General features: G+C 73.3%; 21 protein-coding genes. 11 read left to right on the forward strand and 10 right to left on the reverse strand.

Annotated elements, in window-relative coordinates; all coding sequences use genetic code 11:
* Positions 1-11: 11 nt before the first annotated feature.
* Positions 12-539, forward strand: a complete 528-nt coding sequence (locus tag AC3RJ6_RS06460) for a hypothetical protein (protein WP_491426098.1) — start codon at positions 12-14, stop codon at positions 537-539.
* Between the two features lie 38 nt (positions 540-577).
* On the opposite strand, the gene AC3RJ6_RS06465 is transcribed toward AC3RJ6_RS06460, so the two are convergent.
* The gene (locus AC3RJ6_RS06465) at positions 578-1531 is read right to left on the reverse strand and encodes a helix-turn-helix transcriptional regulator (protein WP_491426099.1); all 954 of its coding nucleotides are present in this window, start codon (positions 1529-1531) and stop codon (positions 578-580) included.
* Between the two features lie 63 nt (positions 1532-1594).
* Here AC3RJ6_RS06465 and AC3RJ6_RS06470 point away from each other — a divergent pair, with 63 nt between their 5' ends.
* Positions 1595-2764 carry an epoxide hydrolase family protein gene (locus tag AC3RJ6_RS06470; RefSeq protein ID WP_491426100.1) on the forward strand — a complete coding sequence of 390 codons (1170 nt, stop codon included), beginning with the start codon at positions 1595-1597 and terminating at the stop codon, positions 2762-2764.
* A gap of 63 nt (positions 2765-2827) precedes the next feature.
* Here the strand turns inward: AC3RJ6_RS06470 and AC3RJ6_RS06475 are convergent, their stop codons facing one another.
* Positions 2828-3670: an alpha/beta hydrolase gene (locus AC3RJ6_RS06475; protein ID WP_491426101.1), complete on the reverse strand. Its 843-nt coding sequence runs from the start codon at positions 3668-3670 to the stop codon at positions 2828-2830.
* 152 nt (positions 3671-3822) lie between these two features.
* Here AC3RJ6_RS06475 and AC3RJ6_RS06480 point away from each other — a divergent pair, with 152 nt between their 5' ends.
* Together AC3RJ6_RS06480 and AC3RJ6_RS06485 are read left to right on the forward strand one after the other, a co-directional pair.
* Positions 3823-4404 carry a TetR/AcrR family transcriptional regulator gene (locus tag AC3RJ6_RS06480; protein WP_491426102.1) on the forward strand — a complete coding sequence of 194 codons (582 nt, stop codon included), beginning with the start codon at positions 3823-3825 and terminating at the stop codon, positions 4402-4404.
* Positions 4405-4505: 101 nt separating this feature from the next.
* Positions 4506-5099 (forward strand): class I SAM-dependent methyltransferase, encoded by a 594-nt coding sequence (locus AC3RJ6_RS06485; protein ID WP_491426103.1) that lies wholly within the window; start codon positions 4506-4508, stop codon positions 5097-5099.
* Here AC3RJ6_RS06485 and AC3RJ6_RS06490 read toward each other — a convergent pair.
* On the reverse strand, positions 5068-5838 hold the full coding sequence (locus AC3RJ6_RS06490) for an EI24 domain-containing protein (protein WP_491426104.1): 771 nt from the start codon (positions 5836-5838) through the stop codon (positions 5068-5070). The genes AC3RJ6_RS06485 and AC3RJ6_RS06490 overlap by 32 nt on opposite strands.
* 41 nt (positions 5839-5879) lie before the next feature.
* Between AC3RJ6_RS06490 and AC3RJ6_RS06495 the strand changes: the two genes are divergently transcribed.
* Entirely contained in the window at positions 5880-6713 is an 834-nt protein-coding gene (locus AC3RJ6_RS06495) for an alpha/beta fold hydrolase (protein ID WP_491426105.1), read from the forward strand.
* Between the two features lie 21 nt (positions 6714-6734).
* On the opposite strand, the gene AC3RJ6_RS06500 is transcribed toward AC3RJ6_RS06495, so the two are convergent.
* Positions 6735-7811 (reverse strand): trans-sulfuration enzyme family protein, encoded by a 1077-nt coding sequence (locus tag AC3RJ6_RS06500; protein WP_491426106.1) that lies wholly within the window; start codon positions 7809-7811, stop codon positions 6735-6737.
* A 9-nt stretch (positions 7812-7820) separates the two neighbouring features.
* On the reverse strand, positions 7821-8723 hold the full coding sequence (locus tag AC3RJ6_RS06505; RefSeq protein ID WP_491426107.1) for a transposase: 903 nt from the start codon (positions 8721-8723) through the stop codon (positions 7821-7823).
* 55 nt (positions 8724-8778) lie between these two features.
* Between AC3RJ6_RS06505 and AC3RJ6_RS06510 the strand changes: the two genes are divergently transcribed.
* Positions 8779-9474, forward strand: coding sequence for an NAD-dependent deacylase (locus AC3RJ6_RS06510; RefSeq protein WP_491426108.1), 696 nt, complete (start codon positions 8779-8781; stop codon positions 9472-9474).
* 204 nt (positions 9475-9678) lie between these two features.
* Here the strand turns inward: AC3RJ6_RS06510 and AC3RJ6_RS06515 are convergent, their stop codons facing one another.
* Positions 9679-10131, reverse strand: a complete 453-nt coding sequence (locus AC3RJ6_RS06515; RefSeq protein WP_491426109.1) for an acetyltransferase — start codon at positions 10129-10131, stop codon at positions 9679-9681.
* 91 nt (positions 10132-10222) lie between these two features.
* A complete protein-coding gene (locus tag AC3RJ6_RS06520) occupies positions 10223-10702 on the reverse strand; it encodes an NUDIX hydrolase (RefSeq protein ID WP_491426110.1) in 480 nt (159 codons plus the stop codon).
* 66 nt (positions 10703-10768) lie between these two features.
* Between AC3RJ6_RS06520 and AC3RJ6_RS06525 the strand changes: the two genes are divergently transcribed.
* Together AC3RJ6_RS06525 and AC3RJ6_RS06530 are read left to right on the forward strand one after the other, a co-directional pair.
* On the forward strand, positions 10769-11407 hold the full coding sequence (locus AC3RJ6_RS06525; protein ID WP_491426111.1) for an NAD(P)H-binding protein: 639 nt from the start codon (positions 10769-10771) through the stop codon (positions 11405-11407).
* Between the two features lie 311 nt (positions 11408-11718).
* Positions 11719-14247, forward strand: coding sequence for an AMP-binding protein (locus AC3RJ6_RS06530; RefSeq protein ID WP_491426238.1), 2529 nt, complete (start codon positions 11719-11721; stop codon positions 14245-14247).
* Here the strand turns inward: AC3RJ6_RS06530 and AC3RJ6_RS06535 are convergent.
* The 3 genes from AC3RJ6_RS06535 to AC3RJ6_RS06545 form a co-directional block, all read right to left on the reverse strand.
* Positions 14222-15310 carry an ABC transporter ATP-binding protein gene (locus tag AC3RJ6_RS06535; RefSeq protein ID WP_491426113.1) on the reverse strand — a complete coding sequence of 363 codons (1089 nt, stop codon included), beginning with the start codon at positions 15308-15310 and terminating at the stop codon, positions 14222-14224. The two genes, AC3RJ6_RS06530 and AC3RJ6_RS06535, sit on opposite strands and share 26 nt — an antisense overlap.
* On the reverse strand, positions 15307-16782 hold the full coding sequence (locus tag AC3RJ6_RS06540; RefSeq protein ID WP_491426114.1) for an ABC transporter permease: 1476 nt from the start codon (positions 16780-16782) through the stop codon (positions 15307-15309). Before AC3RJ6_RS06540 ends, AC3RJ6_RS06535 begins: the two co-directional genes overlap by 4 nt.
* A 77-nt stretch (positions 16783-16859) precedes the next feature.
* Positions 16860-17882 (reverse strand): iron ABC transporter substrate-binding protein, encoded by a 1023-nt coding sequence (locus AC3RJ6_RS06545; protein ID WP_491426116.1) that lies wholly within the window; start codon positions 17880-17882, stop codon positions 16860-16862.
* 319 nt (positions 17883-18201) lie between these two features.
* Here AC3RJ6_RS06545 and AC3RJ6_RS06550 point away from each other — a divergent pair, with 319 nt between their 5' ends.
* The 3 genes from AC3RJ6_RS06550 to AC3RJ6_RS06560 all read left to right on the forward strand — a co-directional run bounded on the left by AC3RJ6_RS06550 (position 18202) and on the right by AC3RJ6_RS06560 (position 20010).
* Complete coding sequence (locus tag AC3RJ6_RS06550; protein ID WP_491426117.1) at positions 18202-19245, forward strand: GNAT family N-acetyltransferase; 1044 nt, start codon at positions 18202-18204, stop codon at positions 19243-19245.
* A 95-nt stretch (positions 19246-19340) separates the two neighbouring features.
* Positions 19341-19544: a hypothetical protein gene (locus tag AC3RJ6_RS06555; protein WP_491426118.1), complete on the forward strand. Its 204-nt coding sequence runs from the start codon at positions 19341-19343 to the stop codon at positions 19542-19544.
* Between the two features lie 163 nt (positions 19545-19707).
* The gene (locus tag AC3RJ6_RS06560; RefSeq protein WP_244855107.1) at positions 19708-20010 is read left to right on the forward strand and encodes a DUF1540 domain-containing protein; all 303 of its coding nucleotides are present in this window, start codon (positions 19708-19710) and stop codon (positions 20008-20010) included.
* The last annotated feature ends 67 nt before the right edge of the window (positions 20011-20077 follow it).

A 20077-nucleotide genomic window follows, 5' to 3' on the forward strand; every position in this document is an offset into this window, starting at 1 on the left:
AGACTGCGGAAATGGAGGCTCCGTCCAGCACCACGCTGGTCGTCGTCGGAGATGCGACGACGAGTGCCATCCATGCGCTCGAGGGTTTCGCGAACGTGCGGGCCGCGTCGTTGCCCGACGCCTCCGACGCCGAGGTCGCACGCTGGTCGTCGGGTTCCGCGGCACCGTATCTCGTGCACGATCACGACCCGCTGGCGCACGTCGCCGCCGCGTGGGTCGAGTTCTTCGACGACCTCTCGACGTTCGGCGTGCTCGAACTCGAGATCGCGCGCGCGCTGGAGGCCGCGAGCCGGCACGAGCTCGACGTGCCCGACTACTACGTCGTGATCCACCCCGAGAACCTGCCGGTCACCTGGAAGCACTGGTGGCTCGGCGTGCTCGCGAGTGCGTCGCCGAGCCGCGTCATCCCCTGGCCCGCCGCCGACGAGTCCCTCGCGCAGCTGCTGCGCCGGCTGCCGGCCGCGCGCGCCTGGCCCGAGGTCGATGCGTGGCTGCCGACGGTCGCGGCCGCGGTGCCCGACCGCATCGGGCTCGGCTGACGGTCGACCGGGGACCGCAGCGACTCGGCCTCGTCGGCTCAGCCCGCTGCGGCGCGTGCGTAGCGCTCGGAGTAGGTGCGCAGCACCGCGCGCAGCTCGGCCGGCGACTCGATCGTGAAGTCCATGCCGAGCATGCCGATGTAGGCCGCGATCGTCTCGAGGCTGTCGGCGCCCGTCACGAGCATCGACGCCGTCTCGTCGATCGGCTCGACGACGCCGACGGCGGGGTTGATGCGGGCGAGCACCGCGTCGGCCGGCGCGGCGATGCGCAACCGGGCGTGCACGTTCCACCCGGTCGCGGCGATCGTGCTCATCGCGAACGCGGTCGCGTCGCCGCCGGGCACCGGCCGGGGTTCGAACCGCCGCCTGGTCGGCATTCGCGGCGCGATCCAGTCGACGCGGTACGTGCCCCACTGACCCGTGCGCGGGTCGCGCGCGACGAGGTGCCAGCGGCGCTGCCAGCTCAGCAGCCGGTACGGCTCGACGAGCACCGGCTCGCCCCTGAAGTCGAAGCGCAGCCACTCCACGTCGCGGATCGCTCCGGCGACGGCTTGCAGCACGCCGGGGTCGACCTCGGGGTCGGGGGCGTCGGTACCGGTGTTCTCGGGAGCCCGGTCGACGGTGCCGTGCAGGGCCGCGACCGTCGGCCGGAGCCGCGACGGCAGCACCTGCTCGAGCTTCGCGAGGGCGCGCCCGCTCGACTCCTCGATACCGGCGATGCCGGTCGCCGCGCGCAGGCCGACCGCCACCGCGACCGCCTCCTCGTCGTCGAGCAGCAGCGGCGGCAGCTTGCCGCCCGCGCCGAGCCGGTAGCCGCCCGCGGCGCCGCGGGTCGCGTCGACCGGGTAGTCGAGCTCGCGCAGGCGGTCGATGTCGTTGCGGATCGTGCGGGTGGTGACGCCGAGGCGCTCGGCGAGCTCGGTGCCGGTCCAGTCGGGACGCGACTGCAGCAGCGAGAGCAGGGCGAGCAGGCGTGCGGCGGTGTCGGTCATGTCTCCGAGAATCCTTCGCTATTAGGAACGATTCGTGCCTGTATCGACCGTACCGTCGAAGACATGAACACCACCACCGCTTCCACCGAGATCCGTCCCTTCCGCGTCGAGGTCGCCCAGGCCGAGCTCGACGACCTGCGCGAGCGGCTGGCCCGCACCCGCCTCCCGCAGCCCGCTCCCGTCGACGACTGGGACGCGGGCACGCCGAACTCCTACCTCCGCGAGGCGGTCGACCGCTGGCTCGAGCTCGACTGGCGCGCCGCCGAGGCCCGCATCAACGCGGTGCCCCATTTCATGACCGAGGTCGACGGGCAGCCCATCCACTTCATCCACGTGCGGTCGCCGCACGCCGGCGCGACCCCGCTGCTGCTCGCACACGCCTATCCCGGCTCGTCGGTCGACTACCTCGAACTCATCGGCCCGCTCGTCGACCCGGTCGCCCACGGCGGTCGGGCGGAGGACGCGTTCGACGTCGTCGTGCCGGATGCCCCGGGCTTCGGCTTCTCGAACCCGCTGGCCTCGACGGGCTGGACGACGGCTCGCGTCGCCCGGGCCTACGACGAGCTCATGCGCCGGCTCGGCTACGACGAGTACGGCATCCACGGCTCCGACAACGGCGCCCTGGTCGCGCGCGAGCTCGGACTGCTGAACCCCGGCGGCTTCCTCGGTCTCCACGTGCTGCAGCTGTTCTCGTTCCCCTCGGGCGACCCGGCCGAGTTCGAGCGGCTCGAGCCGCAGGACTACGCGGGACTCGAGCACATGCAGTGGTTCCAGTCGGTCGGCGGCTACAACACCATGAACGCGAGCCGGCCGCAGACCGTCTCGGTCGGGCTGAGCGACTCGCCCGTCGGCCTCCTCGCCTACAGCGAGCTCTACAACTCGTTCGGCAACGGCACCTCGCTCGTGCCGCTCGACGCGATCCTCCTCGAGGTGAGCGTGAACTGGTTCGCGAACGCCGCATCGGGCATGAGTCGCATGTACCTCGAGGACGCGCGCGCCGCCGCTGCGGCCGCCGCGGCGGGGGAGACCCCGGCCGTGAACACCGCACCGACCGGTGTCGCCGTGTTCGCCGACGACTTCCAGACGATCAAGGTCTTCGCCGAGCGCGACAACTCGAACATCGTGCACTGGAGTCGCTTCGACCGCGGCGGCCACTTCGCGGCGCTCGAGGTGCCCGACGACGTGGTGGGCGACATCCGTGCGTTCTTCGCGGGGTTTCGTGCGGCGGCCTGAAGCACGGCGAAGGCGCGGACCCGGCCGGGTCCGCGCCTTCCGCGCGAGTGCGAGGGGGCCGTGTCAGGCCGCCTGCGGCGCCTGCGCGTGCTCGGTGGCCCAGTTCAGCGCGTACTCGGCGACCTCCTCCCAGCCGTCCTGGCTGACGATGCGGTGCGTGCGGCCGGCGAACTCGCGGAGTTCGACGATCGCGGGGCTGCCGGTCGAGGTGTACTTCTTCACGATCGCTCGACCGATGGCCGGCGGCACGACGTGGTCGATCTCGCCCGTGATGACGAGCAGCGGGGCCCGGTCGGCGCGGGCGTAGTCGACGTGGGTGACCCCGCCCTTCTCGTTGAGCGTCGAGGCGACCCCCTCGAAGAAGACCCGGTTGTACGAGTTCACCGCCTGTTCCTCCCAGATGCGATCGGATGCCTCGCGGGAGAGGTCGTTGCCGAAGGTGAAGTGGAAGTGCGCCTTCGAGATCGGCTTCGCGCCGTTCTTGTCGAACGGATTGGCGAGGATCGGGAACCCCGTGCGCAGCGTCGACGGGGGCAGGGTCGTGATGCCGGCGGTCTGGCCCGGCTCGACGCCGACATAGGCTGCTCCCAGCCCGCGGTCGGCGAGCAGCTGGGTGATGACGCCGCCGAAGGAGTGGCCCATGATGATCGGCTTCTCGGGGAGTGCGCGGATGATGCGCTCGTAGTGGTCGGCGATCTGCGCGAGGCCGATGCCCTTGAGCGCCTCGGGGTTCGAGCGGATGTCAGCGACGTCGCGGTCGTCGATGCCGGGCCAGCCGGGGACGATGACCTCGTGGCCGCGGGCCCGGAAGTACTCGGCCCACGTGTCCCAGCTCTTCGGGGTCATCCAGAGGCCGTGCACGAGGACGATGGTGGCCTTGCCGCTGTTCGCGCCGGTGGTGTTCATGGTTCCTGCTCCTTCTGAGTGTGGCGATCGGGTAACCGCTTCGTGATCTGTGAAGTAGAACGATCGTTCTATCTCTTTGTATTCCCAGACTGTACGCCCAGGGCGGAACGGATGTCAAGCAAAAAGAGAAAGATCGTTCTATCATCTTTGGTATGGCTGCACGAACCACCTCGACCGGCGCCTCCGCGGCGCGCGAACGGCTGCTCCAGACCGCGTCGGAGCTCTTCTACCGAGAGGGCATCCACGCGGTCGGCGTCGACCGCATCATCGCCGAGGCCGGGGTCACCCGCGCGACGTTCTATCGGCACTTCCCGAGCAAGGAGGATCTCGTCGAGGCCTACCTCGGCGTCGAGGACGCGAACATTCGAGGGGCGTTCGCCGCCGCGGAGGAGTCGGGGGCGGACCCGCGGGCGCTCGTCGGACTCGTGATCGACGGGCTCGCCGACGACGTGGCCCGCCACCACACCCGCGGCTGCCCGTTCATCAACGCCGCAGCCGAGTACCCCGACGCCGGGAGCGGCGTGCGACGCGCCGTGCACGAGCACCGCGAGTGGTTCCGCTCCGAGCTCGAGCACGTGCTCGCCGCCGCAGAGGTCGACGACCCCACCGCGGCCGCCGGCCAGCTCGTCCTGCTCCGCGACGCCGCCATGGTCGGCGGGTACCTCGACGGGTGGGACCGCGTGCGCCCCTCCTTCATCGCGGCCGCGACGCGCACCGCCGGCCTCGACGGCTGACGCGCGCCCGAGGCATCCCCCGCAGACTGCTGCCGGCGGATCGCGCCGAGCCGACGGCGACCCGGCGTGACAGGTCCCGGCGGGCGCGGTAGCGTGCCGGAATGGCCGAACCCCGCCCGATCGACCGCGACGCGATCGACGACCTCGAGCGCGAGCTCCTCGGCCGCGTGCGCGGCCGCGTGCTCGAGATCGGTGCCGGCGAGGGCGAGAACTTCGGCGCGTTCGCGCTCGACGTCGACTGGGTCGGGCTCGAGCCCGACCCCGAGCGGCGCGCCGAGCTGGCGACGCGGGCGCGCGAGTGGGGGCACGTCGCCGAACCCCTCGATGCGGTCGCCGAGGCGATCCCGCTGCCCGATCACTCGGTCGACGCGGTGGTCGGCACCTACGTGCTCTGCTCGGTGACCGACCAGGCCGCGGCGCTCGCCGAGGTGCGGCGGGTGCTCGTGCCGGGCGGACGGGTCGTCTTCGTCGACCACGTCGCCGCCGCGCCCGGCACGCTCAAACGCGCCGTGCAGCGGGTCGCGACGCCGATCTCGAAACGCTGGTGCCACGGCTGCCACTGGGACCGCGAGACCGAGCGGGCGCTCGCCGAGGCCGGCTTCATCGGCACCGACGTGCGGCGGCTGCGCGCGAAGTCGCTGCCGTTCGGCCCGGTGCCCATCCTCATGTTCGAGGGCCGGGCGCCGGAGCGGTGACCGGCTCGGCGGCCGAGTCGATCGCCGCGCGGGCGAGCATCGTCGACCCCGCGACCGCCGCGGGCATCGTGAACACCGCGCCGAGCGGCACCATGAAGCAGAGCTGCGTCGCGACGCCGAAGCCGAACATCGCCGCGCGATGCCCGCGCAGCAGTCTGCGCCGGTCGGGCCCGTGCAGGTCGCGGGCGGCGAAGGCGCGCGACACGAGCTCGGCGGCGAGCAGCCGACCCGACAGCACGACGCCGAGCACCGGGCCGACGACGGCGCCCACGAGCGGCACGAACCCCACGAGACCGACACCCATCGCGATGAGCGCACCGAGTCCGATGAGCGCGAGCGAGTCGCCGACCGCGCGCCAGAAGCCCGCGCCCTGTTCGGGCACGTCGCCGCCGACATCGGCCTCGACGGCGCGCCAGATCCGCTCGTAGAACGGATCGCCGACGGCGAGCGTGACGGCCGTGAAGGTCACCGCGGCGAGCACCACGGCGGCGGCGAACACGACCGTGGCGAGCACGCCGCGCACCACCCCGGGCCACGGGTCGGGCCAGTCGTCGGCGAAGGGGGTGAGCCAATCGGTGATCGAGGGCAGCCCGAAGCCGAGCCCGACGAGCGCCGCGACGACCACGACGAACACGATCGCCGCCGGGATGAGGCCGAGGAACATCACCGCCGGCCGCTTCGCCCAGAACCCGAAGCCGCGCGCGAGCATGCGCGCGCCCGAGAAGAATCCGCCGATCACGCGCCCAGCCTAGGCTGGGCGACTGAAAGGCGGTGGTCGGCGTGGTCGCGACGCACGAGGTCGGGCTCGACGACGGGCGCGTCCTGCGCGCCCACGACTCCGGGGCGGATGCCGCGACCCGGCTCACGCTCATGTGGCACCACGGCTCGCCGCAGACGGGGGCGCTGCTCGACCCGGTGCTCGAGGCGGCGTCGGCGCGCGGCATCCGCCTCGTGTCGTACGCCCGCCCCGGCTACGCCGACTCCACGGTGAGCCCGGGGCGCGATGTCGCGTCGGCCGCGGCCGACGCGGTCGCCGTCGCCGACGCGCTCGGAGTCGAGCGGTTCACGGCGATGGGCGCCTCGGGCGGCGGACCGCACGCACTCGCGGGGGCGGCCCTCGCACCCGACCGGGTGATCGGGGTCGTGACGCTCGCGGGCGTCGCGCCCTACTCGGAGTCGTTCGACTGGTTCGACGGCATGCGGGCGCCGGGCGGGCTGCTCGCCGCACGGACGGGTCGGGCGGCCCGGGCGCGATTCGCCGAGACCGATGAGTTCGACCCCGAGGTGTTCCTGCCCGTCGACCTCGCCGCGCTGGAAGGCCGGTGGGCGTCGCTCGGCGCCGATGCGGCTCGTGCCGACCGGGAGGGGCACGACGGACTCGTCGACGACGACGTCGCCTTCGCGAAGCCGTGGGGGTTCGAGCTCGAGCAGGTCGCCGCGCCCGTGCTGCTCGTACAGGGGGAGGGCGACCGCATCGTGCCGCGGCAGCACGCGGTCTCGATGCTCGCGCGGCTGCCGAACGCCTCCCTCTGGATGCGGCTCGACGACGGGCACGTCTCGGTGCTCGACACGGTGCCCGACGCGATGGACTGGCTGCTCGACCGCCTCGCCTGACGCGGTCGTGCGCGCCGGGCGTCAGACGATCCCGTCGAGCGCTCCGGAGAGGTCGCGCCAGAGGTCGTCGACCTGTTCGATGCCGACCGAGAGCCGCACGAGGCCCTCGGGGATCGTCGGCTGCTCGGCGGGCCAGCGTCGTCGCCGCTCGAACGTCGACTCGACGCCGCCGAGGCTCGTCGCGTGCACCCAGAGCCGGGTCCGCTCGACGAGTGCGTCGGCCGGGGCGGCGCCGCCGTGCACGACGATCGAGATGATCGCGCCGAAGCCCGGGTAGCGCACCTCGTCGAGCGCGGGGTGGCCGTCGAGCCGGCGCACGAGCTCCTGCGCGTTCGCCTGCGCGCGCTCGAGCCGCACCGCGAGGGTGCGGAGCCCCCGCAGCGCGAGGAATGCCTCGAGCGGTGCGGGGATGGCGCCGCCGAGGCTGCGGCGCTGCACGAGCGCCGCGGCGAGCTCGCCGGTCGCGGCGATCGCGGCGCCCATGACGACGTCGCTGTGCCCCGACAGGTACTTCGTCGCCGAGTGCACGACGAGGTCGGCCCCGAGTGCGAGCGGGCGCTGCAGCAGTGGCGTCGCGAAGGTGTTGTCGACGGCGACGAGCGCGCCGTTCGCGTGCGCGGCCGCCGCGATCGCGGCGATGTCGGCAACCTCGAGCGCAGGATTCGTCGGCGTCTCGAACCACACCATCGCCGCGCCCTCGCACGCCGTCGCGACGGCGGTGGTGTCGGCGATGTCGACGAAGGCGAGCCGCAGGTGCCCCTGCCCGGAGCGCTCTTCGAGCAGCGCGACCGTGCCCGTGTACGAGTGACGCGGGGCGACGACGAGTCCGCCGGGCTCGACGAGGTCGAGCACGGCCGAGATCGCCGCCATGCCCGACGCGAACGACACGCACCGCCCACCCTCGAGGGCGCCGAGCACGTCCTCGAACGCCGTCCAGCTCGGGTTGCCGTACCGCCCGTAGGCGACGTCGCCGCCCGCGACGTACGTCGAGGTGAGGTGCACGGGAACGTTCATCGGCGCGTCGGGGCCGTGCGCCGGCCGGCCGGTGACCACGGCGAGCGTGTCGGGATGGAAGTCGGTTCCGGCGTCGTCGTGCATGCCGCAAGGCTAATCGAGTGCGTCGCGTGCGGCGGCCGCCTCGTCACGCGCCGACTCGGCCGTGCGCGCCGCCCGGTCGCGGTCGCGCGCGAGCCGTCGCCGTTCGCGGCCGCCCTCGGAGAGGCGCTCCTCGAGCCCGCGCAGTTCGTCGTCGAGCTCGTCGCGACGGGCGGTGTCGGCCGCGATCCGGTCGTCGAGGTCGGCGAGCTCGCGTTCGAGGTCGTCGAGCGCGTCGGATGCCGCAGCGGCCCGTTCCTCGGCGGCCGACGCCTCGCGCTCGAGCTCCCGGCGTCGCTCCTGCTCGCGTGCCGCGCGTTCGCGTGCGGCGGCCGCATCGTCTGCGCCGCCGACGCCGTGCTTCCGCCCCGCGGCCGGCTTCGCCCGCGCCCTCCGGCCGGCTCCGCCCGCACCACCGGCCACCGCGCCCTCGAGGTCGACCTCGACCCCGACGGCCTCGAGGCCGCGCACGAGTCGACCGCTGCGCACGGCGTCGGCGGCCGAGGCATCCGCCATGCCGGCCTGCAGCGTCTGGGCGAGCTCGTCGAGCACGGGCTGGCGCACGGGGTTGCCGAGCTCCTCGGCGAGCCCGCCGGCCTCCTGCGCGAGCGCCGCCACGAGCCGCCGCCGCTCCTTCGCGAAGCGGGCGAGCGACAGTGCGTCGAGCTCGTCCTGCGCGTCGCGCAGCTCGTCGCCCAGGTCGAAGAGCTGCTCGACCTCGTCGGCGCGGAGACGCACGAGCTGGTTCGCGAGCCAGGCCGCTGGCGACGGACGCCGCAGCTCGGCGACGGCGTCGGCGAGCTCGCGGTCGTCGTCGCGGAGCTCGCGCGCCCGCGCGTTGCGGGCAGCCGTGAACTCGTCGGGACGGAGCGCGTAGAGCGCGACCGCCTCGTCGGCGAGCGCGTCGGCGGGCATACCGCCATCCTGCAAGATCGTGCGCGATTGCGACAGGGCGTGGTCTCATGGAGGCATGCGAGTCGTCGTGCTCACCGGTGCCGGCATCTCGGCCGAGAGCGGGGTGCCGACGTTCCGCGACGCAGGCGGCCTCTGGGAGGGGCACCGCGTCGAGGACGTCGCGACGCCCGAGGCCTTCGCCCGCGACCCCGAGACGGTGCAGCGCTTCTACGACGCCAGGCGCCACGCGGTCGCGCTCGCCGAGCCGAATCCCGCGCACGACGCGCTCGCCCGGCTCGAGCGGGTGCTCGGCGACGACCTGCTCGTGATCACGCAGAACATCGACGCGCTGCACGAGCGCGCGGGTTCGCTGGGGGTGCTGCACATGCACGGCGAGCTCGCGCTCGCGTGGTGCACGGCGTGCGACGCGCGGTCGCCGGTACCCGGCGACCTGATCGACCGGCCGGCCTGCCCCGAGTGCGGCGAACGGATGCTGCGCCCCGATGTGGTCTGGTTCGGCGAGATGCCGTACGGGCTCGACGAGATCGAGACCGCGCTCGCCGCCTGCGACGTGTTCGCCGCGATCGGCACGTCGGGCGCGGTCCACCCGGCGGCCGGGTTCGTCGTCACCGCGGCCGAGCGCGGCGCGCGCACGATCGAGCTCAACCTCGCCTCGAGCGAGATCACGCCGCTCTTCGACGAGGTGCGCCACGGGCCGGCGAGCCTCGTCGTGCCCGAGTGGTGCGACGAGGTCATCGCCGCCGCCGGCTAGGCCGTGTGGCTCAACCTGTTCCGGTGGCTCGCGGGTCGGGCTCGGAGTCGTGTCGCGTGATGTGATCTCGGATGAGGCGCGCGGGATCGCGGTGCGCTCAGACAGGACTGCCCGTAGCCACCACGCTGGCGTGCGTCTCGCTGCGACACAGCCGATGGCTGCGGTTCGCCCGGGCGAAGCTCCCGCGCTGGCGGCTTCAGTGGGTCAGGACGGCCTGATGAGCCGCAAATGGAGCAGCGGGTACGGCCGACCGGCCTCGTCGGTCTCGCTGCGACCGACGACCTCGAATCCACGGTGAGTGTAGAAGGCTGTGGCCGAGAGGTTCTGCTCGTTGACATCGACCTCGGTGACGCCGTGTTCCCTGATCGCATGGGCGAGAAGGGCGGTACCGATTCCCCGGTCGCGCTGCGTCGCGTCGACGAACAGCATCTCCAACGTTCCGTCGAGCACGCCCGAGAAGCCCACCGGTCGACCATCACGCTCTGCGACTGAGAGCACGACTGCCGGAAAGTAGTCGGACTGCAGTCTGGCCTCGATCTCGTCCCGATCTGCTTCTGCGAGGAAGTCGTGCGTCGCGTCCACCGCCCCACGCCAGATCGCAACGAGCGCCGGATACTCCGCAGCTCCGATCGAGGGCCGAATGCTCAAGACGGGCACGAGGGGGTCCTTTCGCGGAGACATCGGCCCATCCTCGCAGAGCGCGCGATGACACGCGAAGACGCCGCCGTCGCCCGTTCAGCAACACGGCCTAATCGGCTCGGGCCGCGAGCCGGGTCTCGAGCGCGTCGAGCACCTGCACCTGCCCCTTCGTCACGAGGCGGCGGGCCTCGTCGAGCGGCGCCCAGCGTGCGTCGTCGACCTCGGGGAACGACTGCACGCGACCGGAACGCGGCGGCCACTCGAGCTCGAAGGTGTTGCTCTCGATGCCGGCCACCTCGAACTCCGGCGCCTCGGCCGCGAACACGCGGATGAGCTTGCCCGACGCGTAGCGGAACTCGCCGAGGTCGGCGTAGTCGAGTTCGGGCGCCTCGACGCCGATCTCCTCGCCGAACTCGCGGCGCGCCGCGAGCAAGGGGTGCTCGGTCGCCGCGAGGAACTCGCCCTTCGGCACCGACCACGCACCCTCGTGCTTGCGGGCCCAGTACGGACCGCCCATGTGCGCGATGAACACCTCCGTGCACCCGCCGGTCGCGCGGTGCAGCAGCAGGCCCGCACTCGTCACGGGCACGATCGCGCCCCTTGCGTCGTCGCACCCGCCGGGTAGCGTGGACCGGGAAACGCGAAGGAGTCGTCCATGGCACGCATCGTACTCATCGGCGGTCACGGCAAGGTCGCACTCCGGCTCGAACGGCTGCTCACCGCCCGCGGCGACGAGGTCGACGCCGTCATCCGCAACCCCGAGCACGCCGCCGACGTCGCCGCGACCGGGGCGAACCCCGTCGTCGCCGACGTCGAGACGCTCGACGTCGACGGCCTCGCCGAACTGCTGCGCGGGCACGACGCCGTCGTCTGGTCGGCGGGTGCCGGCGGGGGCAACCCGCCGCGCACCTACGCGGTCGACCGCGACGCCGCCCTGCGCTCGATGGCCGCCGCCGAGGCTGCCGGCGTGCGCCGGTACGTGATGGTCTCGTACTTCCGTTCGCCCGACCACTCGGTGCCCGAGGCCGATTCGTTCCACGCCTACGCCGAGGCGAAGGCCGCCGCCGACGAGCACCTCGCGACGACCGCGCTCGACTGGACGATCCTGGGCCCGAGCCGGCTGACCGACGGCGACGGCACGGGCGGCATCGACGCCGAGGGATCCGAGAGCCGCACGGTCGACCGCGCCGACGTCGCCGCCGTGGCCGCAGCGGTGCTCGTCGAGCCCGCGACGGTCCGTCGCACGATCCGCTTCAACGCGGGTACCACGCCGATCGCCGACGCGATCCGCTGACGCGATCCGGCGGGATCCGACGGCGGGAGCCGCCGGCACGGCGGTCGCGAGAGCGGTCGGCGTCACGTTTCCATGGGGGTTAGGGTAGGCTTACCTTCGCCCATCGACCTGCGCGGTGCCCCTGCCGTGCGTCTCGCAAGGATTCCCCCATCACCGCACTGACCTTCGCCACGCCCGTCGGGCTGTCCCTCCTCGGCGGACGCCCCGGCGACGTCGCCCTCGTCGTCGACGGGCGCGCGATCGACTACGGCGAGCTCGCCGACCGCGTCGACGCGCGCCGCCGCGAACTCGGCGACGAGCGCCGCCTCGTGATGATCGAGGCCGGCAACGCGCTCGAGCCCATCGTCACGTACCTCGCCGCGCTCGCCGGCGGGCACCCGGTGCTGCTCGTCGCCGACGACGAGGCGAGCCGCGCGCACCGCGAGCGCCTCGTCGACCGGTTCGACCCCGATGTGATCGCCGGTCCGGTCGTGCCCGGCGGCGCCGACGCCTGGCGGCTCGACGAGCGCCGGCCCGGCACTCGCCACGACCTGCACCCCGACCTCGCGCTGCTCGCGAGCACCTCGGGCTCGACGGGCTCGCCGAAGCTCGTCCGGCTGTCGTCGGAGAACCTCCGCAGCAATGCCGCGGCGATCGCCGAGTACCTGCGGCTCGGCCGCGACGATCGCGCGGCGACGACGCTGCCGCTGCAGTACTGCTACGGCCTCTCGGTGGTCAACAGCCATCTGCTCGCGGGCGCGAGCCTGCTCGTCACCGACCGGTCCGTGACCGACGAGCAGTTCTGGCGCGAGGCGGCCGAGCACCGCATCACCTCGTTCGCCGGCGTGCCGTACACGTTCGAGCTGCTCGAGGCGGGCGGGTTCGCCGAGCGGCGCCTTCCCGCCCTGCGCTACCTGACGCAGGCCGGCGGCCGCCTGGCGCCCGAAGCGGTGCGCCGGTTCGCCCGGCTCGGCGACCAGCAGGGCTTCGAGCTCTTCGTCATGTACGGCCAGACCGAGGCGACCGCGCGGATGGCCTATCTGCCGCCCGAGCTGGCCGAGCAGGCGGCCGGCGCCATCGGCCGGCCGATCCCCGGCGGGCGTTTCCGCATCGAGCCGCTCCCCTCCGACGAGGCGGAGTCGCGCGACGGCGTGGGCGAGCTCGTCTACGAGGGGCCGAACGTGATGCTCGGCTACGCCGAGCGACCCGAGGACTTCGCACTGGGGCGCACGGTGCACGAGCTGCGAACGGGCGACCTCGCCCGGCTGCGGACCGACGGCCTCGTCGAGATCGTCGGGCGCGCGAGCCGGTTCGCGAAGGTCTTCGGCCTGCGCATCGATCTCGATCGCGTCGAACGGCTGCTCGCCGACGAGGGGCTCGCGGTACGCACCGCGAGCGACGACGAACGACTGCTCGTCTTCACGACGGCGCAACGGCTCGTCGGTCGCGCCCGCGAGCTCGCGGCGGCGGCCACGGGGCTGCCGACGCACGCGATCGGCGCGTACGCCATCGACGAGTTCCCGCGCACCGCGAGCGGGAAGCCCGACGCCGCAGCGCTCGTGCGCCACGCCGCCGAGCACGACCGGCTCGCGGCGCCGAACGACGCGCCCCCGCACGACGAGGTGTCGCCCGAGTCGGTGCGCTCGCTCCTCGCGGTGCTGCTCGGGCGGCCCGACGCGGGCGCCGACGACTCGTTCGCGGGCCTCGGCGGCGACTCGCTGAGCTACGTCGAGGTGTCGCTGCAGCTCGAGCAGCTGCTCGGCGCACTGCCGCGCGACTGGCCCGCGATGACGGCGCGCGAGCTCGCGGCGTCCGCCGCCCCTCGCGAAGCGGCGTCGGCCGAAGCAGCCCCTGAGACCGTGGCCGCCACCGCGTCGCCGGCCGGGCGCAGGCGCCGGGCGCCGTGGGTCCGGCTCGAGACGCCGGCCCTGCTCCGCGCGGCCGCCATCGTGCTCATCGTGGCGACCCACGCCGACCTGTTCATGCAGAAGGGCGGCGCCCACCTGCTGCTCGCGGTCGCCGGCTACAACCTCGCGCGCTTCCAGCTCGCACCGGTTCCCGGCGCGACGCGCGTGCGACGGCTCTGGCGCAGCGCGCTCCAGCTCGCCGTGCCCGCCGTCATCTGGATCGGCGCCGTCGCCCTCGTGACCGGCCAGTACCGGCCGACGACGGCGCTGCTCGTGAACAACCTCGTGCCCGGCGACGGGCGCTGGAACGAGCAGTGGCAGTTCTGGTTCCTGGAGGCGGCGATCTGGACGATCGTCGGGCTCATGGCCCTCTTCGCCGTCCGTAGCATCGACCGGCTCGAGCGGCGCGCCCCGTTCGGGTTCGCGCTCGCGGTGCTCGCCGTCGCGCTCGTCGCCCGGTTCGCGATCGCCGGGCCGCAGGCCGAGTACGTCGAGCGGTACGCCGCGCCCGTCGTGGTCTGGCTCATCGCACTCGGATGGCTCGTGGCCCGCGCCGACACGACGGCGCGTCGTGTGCTCGTGTCGGCGATCGCGATCGCGACCGGCTTCGGATTCTTCGGCGACCCGGTTCGTGAGGCGATCGTGGTGGGCGGCATCCTCGCGCTCGTCTGGGTGCGCGCCGTGCCGGTGCCGCGCCTCGCGGTGCCCGTCATCGCGACGCTCGCGAGCGCGTCGATGTTCATCTACCTCACGCACTGGCAGGTGTACCCGCCGTTCGAGCAGACCGCGCCGTGGCTCGGAACGCTGCTCTCGCTCGCAGTGGGCGTGGTGGCCTGGCAGGTGCACCGCACCGCGACGGCGGGCATGCGCCGGCTCGCGCGACGTCGGCGCACCGCCGAGCCCTCGGCGGCGCGACGTCGGTCGGCGTTCAGGCCCGCGTCGGCGACGCGGTGACCGCGGGTCGATCGGGCTCGGGGTAGAGCACCACCCCACCGTCGACCGCGACCTGCACGGGGCAGCCCGGCTCGAACCGCACCGCCTCGTGCAGCGGCACCCGATGGGTCACCTCGACCGGGAACTCGGCCGCGCCGAGACGCAGCTGCAGCTCCGCCGAGGCGCCGACACGGCGCACGCCGACCACGGTCGCGTTGCCGGTGCCGTCGGCGCGGTCGAGGCGCAGCTGGTCGGGGCGCACCATCGCGCACACACGGCCGGCTCCGCCGCTGCGATCGTGGCGCACCGCGAGGCATCCGAACGCGCAGTCGGCCAGGGCCGCACCGGCCGGCCGCGCCGGCACCAGCACGACGTCGCCGAGGAACTCGGCGACCCCGGAGTCGATCGGCGCGTCGAACACGGCCGCGGGATCGCCGGCCTGCACGAGTCGCCCGCTCGCGAGCACGCCGACCTGCTGCCCGAACGACAGCGCCTCGTCCTGGTCGTGCGTCACGAGCACGGCCGTGACCCCGCTGCGCTCGAGCACCTCGATCACCGCCCGCCGCGTCTGCGCGCGCAACCCGGTGTCGAGCGCGCTGAACGGCTCGTCGAGGAGGATCACGCGCGGGCGCTGGGCGAGGGCCCGCGCGAGCGCGACGCGCTGCTGCTGCCCGCCCGAGAGCTCGTGCGGCATGCGATCGGCGAGCGACGGGTCGAGCGAGGCGAGCGTCATGAGCTCCCGCACGCGGGCCTGGCGGCCCATGCCGCGGGGCAGGCCGAACGCGACGTTCCGCGCGACCGAGAGGTGCGGGAAGAGCGCGCCGTCCTGCGCGACGTACCCGATGCCCCGCCGGTGGGCCGGGACCGTCGGCGACCCGCCGCCCGCGAGCGTGCGGCCGTCGAGCTCGATCGTGCCGGCGTCGGGCTGCTCGAACCCGGCGATGAGCCGGAGCAGCGTGGTCTTGCCGCTGCCCGACGAACCGACGAGCGCGAGGCGGGTGGCGTCGGGCACCTCGAGCGTGACATCGCGCAGCACCTCGGTGCCGCCGAACGACTTCGAGATGCCGGTGAGGCGAAGGGTCATCGGAGGCTCCGTCCGGTGGCGTGGGAGAACATGAGGGCGACCGCGGGGATCGAGAGCAGCACGAGCAGCACCGCGTACGGTGCGGCCGCCGGATAGTCGAGGGAGGACGCGGCCGACCAGAAGCTCGTCGCGACGGTGCGCGTGCCGGTCGGCGCGAGCAGCAGGGTCGCCGTGAGCTCGTTCGCCGCGCCGAGCGCGACGAGGGCGCCGGCGGCGCCGACCGCGGGAACGAGGAGCGGCACCGTGACCCGCAGCCGTGCCGCCCACGGCGCGATCCCGAGCGAGCGCGCCGCCTCCTCGAGCGACTCGGGCACCTGGGCGAGACCGGCGCGCAGCGGCACGAGCGCCCGCGGCAGGAAGATCACGACGTACGCGGCGATGACCGTGACGGCCGTCTGGTAGAGGCCGGGGGCGAGCGCGAGAGTCGTCGCGACGAAGGCGAGCGCGACGATGATCGCGGGAAGGCTGCTGGCGAGGTACGCCGCGCCCTCGAGCAGGCGGGCGATGCGGCCCGGATGGCGCACCGAGAGCCACACGAACGGCAGCGCGACGAGGATCGCGCACACCGCGCCCGCGAGCGCGAGGCCGAGGGTCTGCATCGTCGCCGAGACGAGGTCGCCGAACTCCGCCGAGTCGGCGCGCACGAGCCAGCGGGTGACGCTCGAGAGCGGCACGACGATGGCGGCGACGATGAGCGCGATGACGGCGACGAGCGCGAGGGGCGAGAACCGGCCGAGGTGCAGCCGCGCGGGCGGGTGCGGCACGCCGCCGCCGACTCGGGCGTAGCGCGCACGTCCGCGGGCGAGCGATTCGCCGGCGAGCAGCACGAGGCACAGCACCGTGAGCACGATGCCGAGCGCCGCCGCGTTCGGGCCGGCGAAGGTGCTCTGGTATGCCACGACGATCGCGGTCGTGAACGTGTCGAACCTGAGGAACGCGAAGGCGCCGTACTCCGCGAGCAGGTGCAGGGCGACGACGAGCGCGCCGCCGAGCACGGCGAGGCGCAGCTGCGGCAGCACGATGCGCGCGAAGACCGCCCACGAGCCCATGCCGAGCGATCGGGCCGACTCCTCGAGCGCCGGGTCGAGGCCGCGGATCGCCGCGAGGGCGGGCAGGTACACGAGCGGGTAGTAGGCGAGCACCGCGACGAGCACGCCGCCCCACAGGCCGCTGATCGAGGGGATGGCGCTCGCCCAGCCGTAGCTCGCGACGAAGGCGGGGATCGCGAGCGGGGCCGCGAGGGCGACCGCGAACGCGCGTCGCCCGGGCAGGTCGGTGCGTTCGACGAGCCACGCTCCGCCGACGCCGAGCACGACGGTCAGGGGCACGCCGATCACGACGAGCAGCACCGTGTTGACGAGGAGTTCGCCGACCTTCGGCCGGAACACGAGCGCGGCGAGCTCGGCCCAGCCCATCGACACCGCGGCCACCACCACGTACGCGATCGGCACGAGCGCGCCCGCCGCGAGCACGGCGACGAGTGCGACGAGGCCGACGGGCGCCCGGCGCTCGTGCGCCGGTGCCGTCGGAGAGCTCGCCGCGACGGTGGTCAGAGCAGGCCGGCTTCCGTCATGAGCTCGATGACCTGCGGGCCGTTGAGCGTCGATGGGTCGATCTGCGGGGCGTCGAGGTCGGCGAGCGGAGGCAGCGCGGGATTCGCCGGCACGTCGGACGCGACGGGGTACTCGAAGCTGTAGCCCTCGCCGAGGATGCGCTGGCCCTCTTCGCCCGCGATGAACGCGAGGAACTGCTGCGCCTCGTCGGGGTGCGGCGCGTTCTCGAGCACGCCGCCGCCCGAGATGCTCACGAAGGCGCCCGGGTCCTGGTTGCCGAAGTAGTGCAGCTTCGTGTTGCCGCTGTCTTCGGCCGCGGCATCCTGATCGCGGTACCAGTAGTAGTGGTAGATGACGCCGACGGGCACTTCGCCCGCGTTGACGGCCTTCATCGTGACGATGTTGTTGCGGTACTCGGTCGCGTTCTGCGCCATGCCCTGGAGCCACTCGCGTGCGCCGTCCTCGCCCTGGGTGGCGAGCACGGCCGAGACGATGGCCTGGAAGTCGGCCTTCGCGGGGGCGGCGCCCCAACGGCCCTTCCACTCGGGCTCGGCGAGGTCGAGGAGCGACGTCGGCAGCTCCGACTCCGAGATGAGCTCGGGGTTGTAGACGAGCACCGTCGAGCGGGCGGCGATGCCCGTCCAGTCGCCCGACGCGGGCCGGTACTGCTCGGGCACGAGTGCGAGCGTCGACTCGTCGACGGGGGCGAAGAGCCCCGCCTCCTCCACGAGCGACATGGCGGGCGAGTTCTCGGTGAGGAAGACGTCGGCCTTCGACGCAGCTCCCTCCTGCACGAGCTGGTTGCCGAGCTCGCTGTCGTCGCCGTTGCGGAGGACGACCTCGATGCCCGTCTCCTCGGTGAAGGCGTCGGCCCACTCCTGGGTGAGCTCCTCGTGCTGCGCGTTGTAGACGACGAGCGCATCGGCGTCGGGCTCGTCGGCGCCGGCGGCGCAGCCGGAGAGCACGAGCGCGGCGACCGCGAGAGGGGCGATGAGCAGACGGCGCGGGCGAGCGGACATGCAGCAGGGGCCTTTCGGTCCGATGGGGGAGGTAAGGCTATCCTAATGCACCCGCCGGGCGCGCTCGAACGCGCCGACCGCTGAGGCGATCGGGCCCGGCCCGTTCAGGCTGCGACCGTGCGCCTCAGTGCTCGCGAGGTCGGCGCACGAGCGCCCAGAGTGCGGCGAGCAACCCGATCCCGCCCACCGTCGCGATCACCGCGAGCACCGACCACAGCATCTGTTCGACCGACATCGCCCACCTCCGAGTCCGTGGGTCCCATTCTGCTCCCGGAGTCGGACCGAACTCCAGCGTTCGCGGCGTGCCATGATCTGAGGCATGTCTGCCTCCGAGCTCCCGCTCTCGCGCCGCGTCGGCCCCTCGCCCGAGCCGCAGTTGCCGGCGCACGCCGACGTCGCGATCTGGCGCCCCGCGACGGTGGGCGACGTCGACGAGCTGCTCGCGTTCCACGCCGACGTCGCGAGCGTCGACCACCCCGAATGGATCGAGACGCGCGACGAGGTGATGGAGGTGTTCGAGGCCTCGAACATCGACCCCGTGCGCGACACCATGCTCGGCGTCGACGACGGCGGGCGCATCCTCGCCTCGGGCTCCGTCGTCGTGCCGACCGGGCGCGAGACGCTCATCCGGGCGATCGCGCTCGGCGCGGTGCGCCCGGAGGTGCGCGGCCGCGGAATCGGGCGTGCCCTCCTCGCCTGGCAGCTCGAGCGGGCGCGCCAACGGCTCGCGGGGTTCGACGACGCGTTGCCGGGCTGGATCGTCGCGTACGCCGAGGAACGGGCGCCCGATGCGGGCGCGCTGCTCGAGCGGGCCGGACTGCCGCAGCGCCGCCACTTCTTCACGCTCGGGCGAGACCTCTCGCTGCCGATCGAGGCGGTCGAGCCGCGTGCCGAGGGCGTCGACCTCGTGCCCTGGGCGGCCGAGTGGACGGAGTCGACCCGCCTCGCCCGCAACGAGGCCTTCGCCGACCATTGGGGCAGCCAGTCGACCGCACCCGAGACCTGGAGCCGCATCGTCGGCGCCGAGCACTTCGCGCCCTCGCTCTCGTTCGTCGCCGTCGAGCGCGGTGCGGGCGGTGATCGCGTCGTCGGGTTCGTGCTGGCGCTCCGCAACCCCGGCGACTGGCCCGGCCAGGGGTTCAGCTCGTCGTACGTGCAGCTCGTCGGCGTGGTCCGCGAGTGGCGCGGGCGGCGCATCGCGCAGGGGCTGCTCGCCCGGCACCTCGAGGCCTGCCGCGACGACGGGCTCCAGCAGTCCATCCTCGACGTCGACGCCGAGAGCCCGACCGGGGCGCTCGGGCTCTACACGGCGCTCGGCTACGTGGTCGCCAACACGCACCACAGCCACGTGCGCGAGTACTGACCCCTGCCGGGCATCAGTCAAGCCGTTGACGGATGCCGCGGGGCCCGCGCACGCTCGAATGGACGACACGAACCCGACGAGCGGAGGCGGGCACCATGACCGACGAACGACGACCGGGACCCACGCCGCGGGATCCCGACGAGGCGATCGGTGCCCAGGGGCGACTCGATCGCGAGGGTGATCCGGCCGACGCCTCGCACGGCCTCGAGCGCGGCACCGATGCCGACGACGTCGAGGCCGACAACCCCGTCGAGGAGGACACGCTCGAGACCATCGACCCCGACAACGCGCCCGCCTGATGCGGGCCGCGCCGGCGCGAATCCGCACGCATAGGTAAGGCAATCCTCAGAAGAAAGTCGCCACTGATCTGCGGAAATCGTCCCGCGAAGTGCTGCGTGACGACGCGGGGCGGGGCTACCATCCAGATACTCGCACGGTCTGCAACCACTTCAGGAGGTCACCATGAGCATGACGCTCGACGAGATGCCCGCGGTCGCCGAGTGTTCGGTGGCCGGTTGCTCCTACAACGACCACTCGCACTGCCACGCGGCAGCCGTGACGATCGCCGGTTCGCCGGGCGACGCCGAGTGCGCGACCTTCATCCCGCTCGGGTCGAAGGGCGGGCTCGACAAGGTGCTCACCCACGTCGGCGCCTGCCAGCGCTCCGAGTGCATCCACAACTCGAAGCTCGAGTGCACGGCCGCCGCGGTACGCATCGGCGCCGGTGCCGACGATGCCGACTGCCTCACCTACGAGGTCGCCTGAGCACTGCTCCCGCTTCGAACGGGCCGTTCCGCTGAAGCGGGCGGCCCGTTCGTCATGCCCGACGGCC

The organism is Agromyces cucurbitae (assembly GCF_058349945.1).

Bases quoted from the DNA above. Each gene is read 5' to 3' on its own strand.
- AC3RJ6_RS06460 (WP_491426098.1), top strand. From the start codon at position 12: ATGGAGGCTCCGTCCAGCACCACGCTGGTCGTCGTCGGAGATGCGACG.
- AC3RJ6_RS06465 (WP_491426099.1), bottom strand. From the start codon at position 1,531: ATGACCGACACCGCCGCACGCCTGCTCGCCCTGCTCTCGCTGCTGCAG.
- AC3RJ6_RS06470 (WP_491426100.1), top strand. From the start codon at position 1,595: ATGAACACCACCACCGCTTCCACCGAGATCCGTCCCTTCCGCGTCGAG.
- AC3RJ6_RS06475 (WP_491426101.1), bottom strand. From the start codon at position 3,670: ATGAACACCACCGGCGCGAACAGCGGCAAGGCCACCATCGTCCTCGTG.
- AC3RJ6_RS06480 (WP_491426102.1), top strand. From the start codon at position 3,823: ATGGCTGCACGAACCACCTCGACCGGCGCCTCCGCGGCGCGCGAACGG.
- AC3RJ6_RS06485 (WP_491426103.1), top strand. From the start codon at position 4,506: ATGGCCGAACCCCGCCCGATCGACCGCGACGCGATCGACGACCTCGAG.
- AC3RJ6_RS06500 (WP_491426106.1), bottom strand. From the start codon at position 7,811: ATGCACGACGACGCCGGAACCGACTTCCATCCCGACACGCTCGCCGTG.
- AC3RJ6_RS06505 (WP_491426107.1), bottom strand. From the start codon at position 8,723: ATGCCCGCCGACGCGCTCGCCGACGAGGCGGTCGCGCTCTACGCGCTC.
- AC3RJ6_RS06510 (WP_491426108.1), top strand. From the start codon at position 8,779: ATGCGAGTCGTCGTGCTCACCGGTGCCGGCATCTCGGCCGAGAGCGGG.
- AC3RJ6_RS06525 (WP_491426111.1), top strand. From the start codon at position 10,769: ATGGCACGCATCGTACTCATCGGCGGTCACGGCAAGGTCGCACTCCGG.
- AC3RJ6_RS06530 (WP_491426238.1), top strand. From the start codon at position 11,719: ATGATCGAGGCCGGCAACGCGCTCGAGCCCATCGTCACGTACCTCGCC.
- AC3RJ6_RS06535 (WP_491426113.1), bottom strand. From the start codon at position 15,310: ATGACCCTTCGCCTCACCGGCATCTCGAAGTCGTTCGGCGGCACCGAG.
- AC3RJ6_RS06545 (WP_491426116.1), bottom strand. From the start codon at position 17,882: ATGTCCGCTCGCCCGCGCCGTCTGCTCATCGCCCCTCTCGCGGTCGCC.
- AC3RJ6_RS06550 (WP_491426117.1), top strand. From the start codon at position 18,202: ATGTCTGCCTCCGAGCTCCCGCTCTCGCGCCGCGTCGGCCCCTCGCCC.
- AC3RJ6_RS06555 (WP_491426118.1), top strand. From the start codon at position 19,341: ATGACCGACGAACGACGACCGGGACCCACGCCGCGGGATCCCGACGAG.
- AC3RJ6_RS06560 (WP_244855107.1), top strand. From the start codon at position 19,708: ATGAGCATGACGCTCGACGAGATGCCCGCGGTCGCCGAGTGTTCGGTG.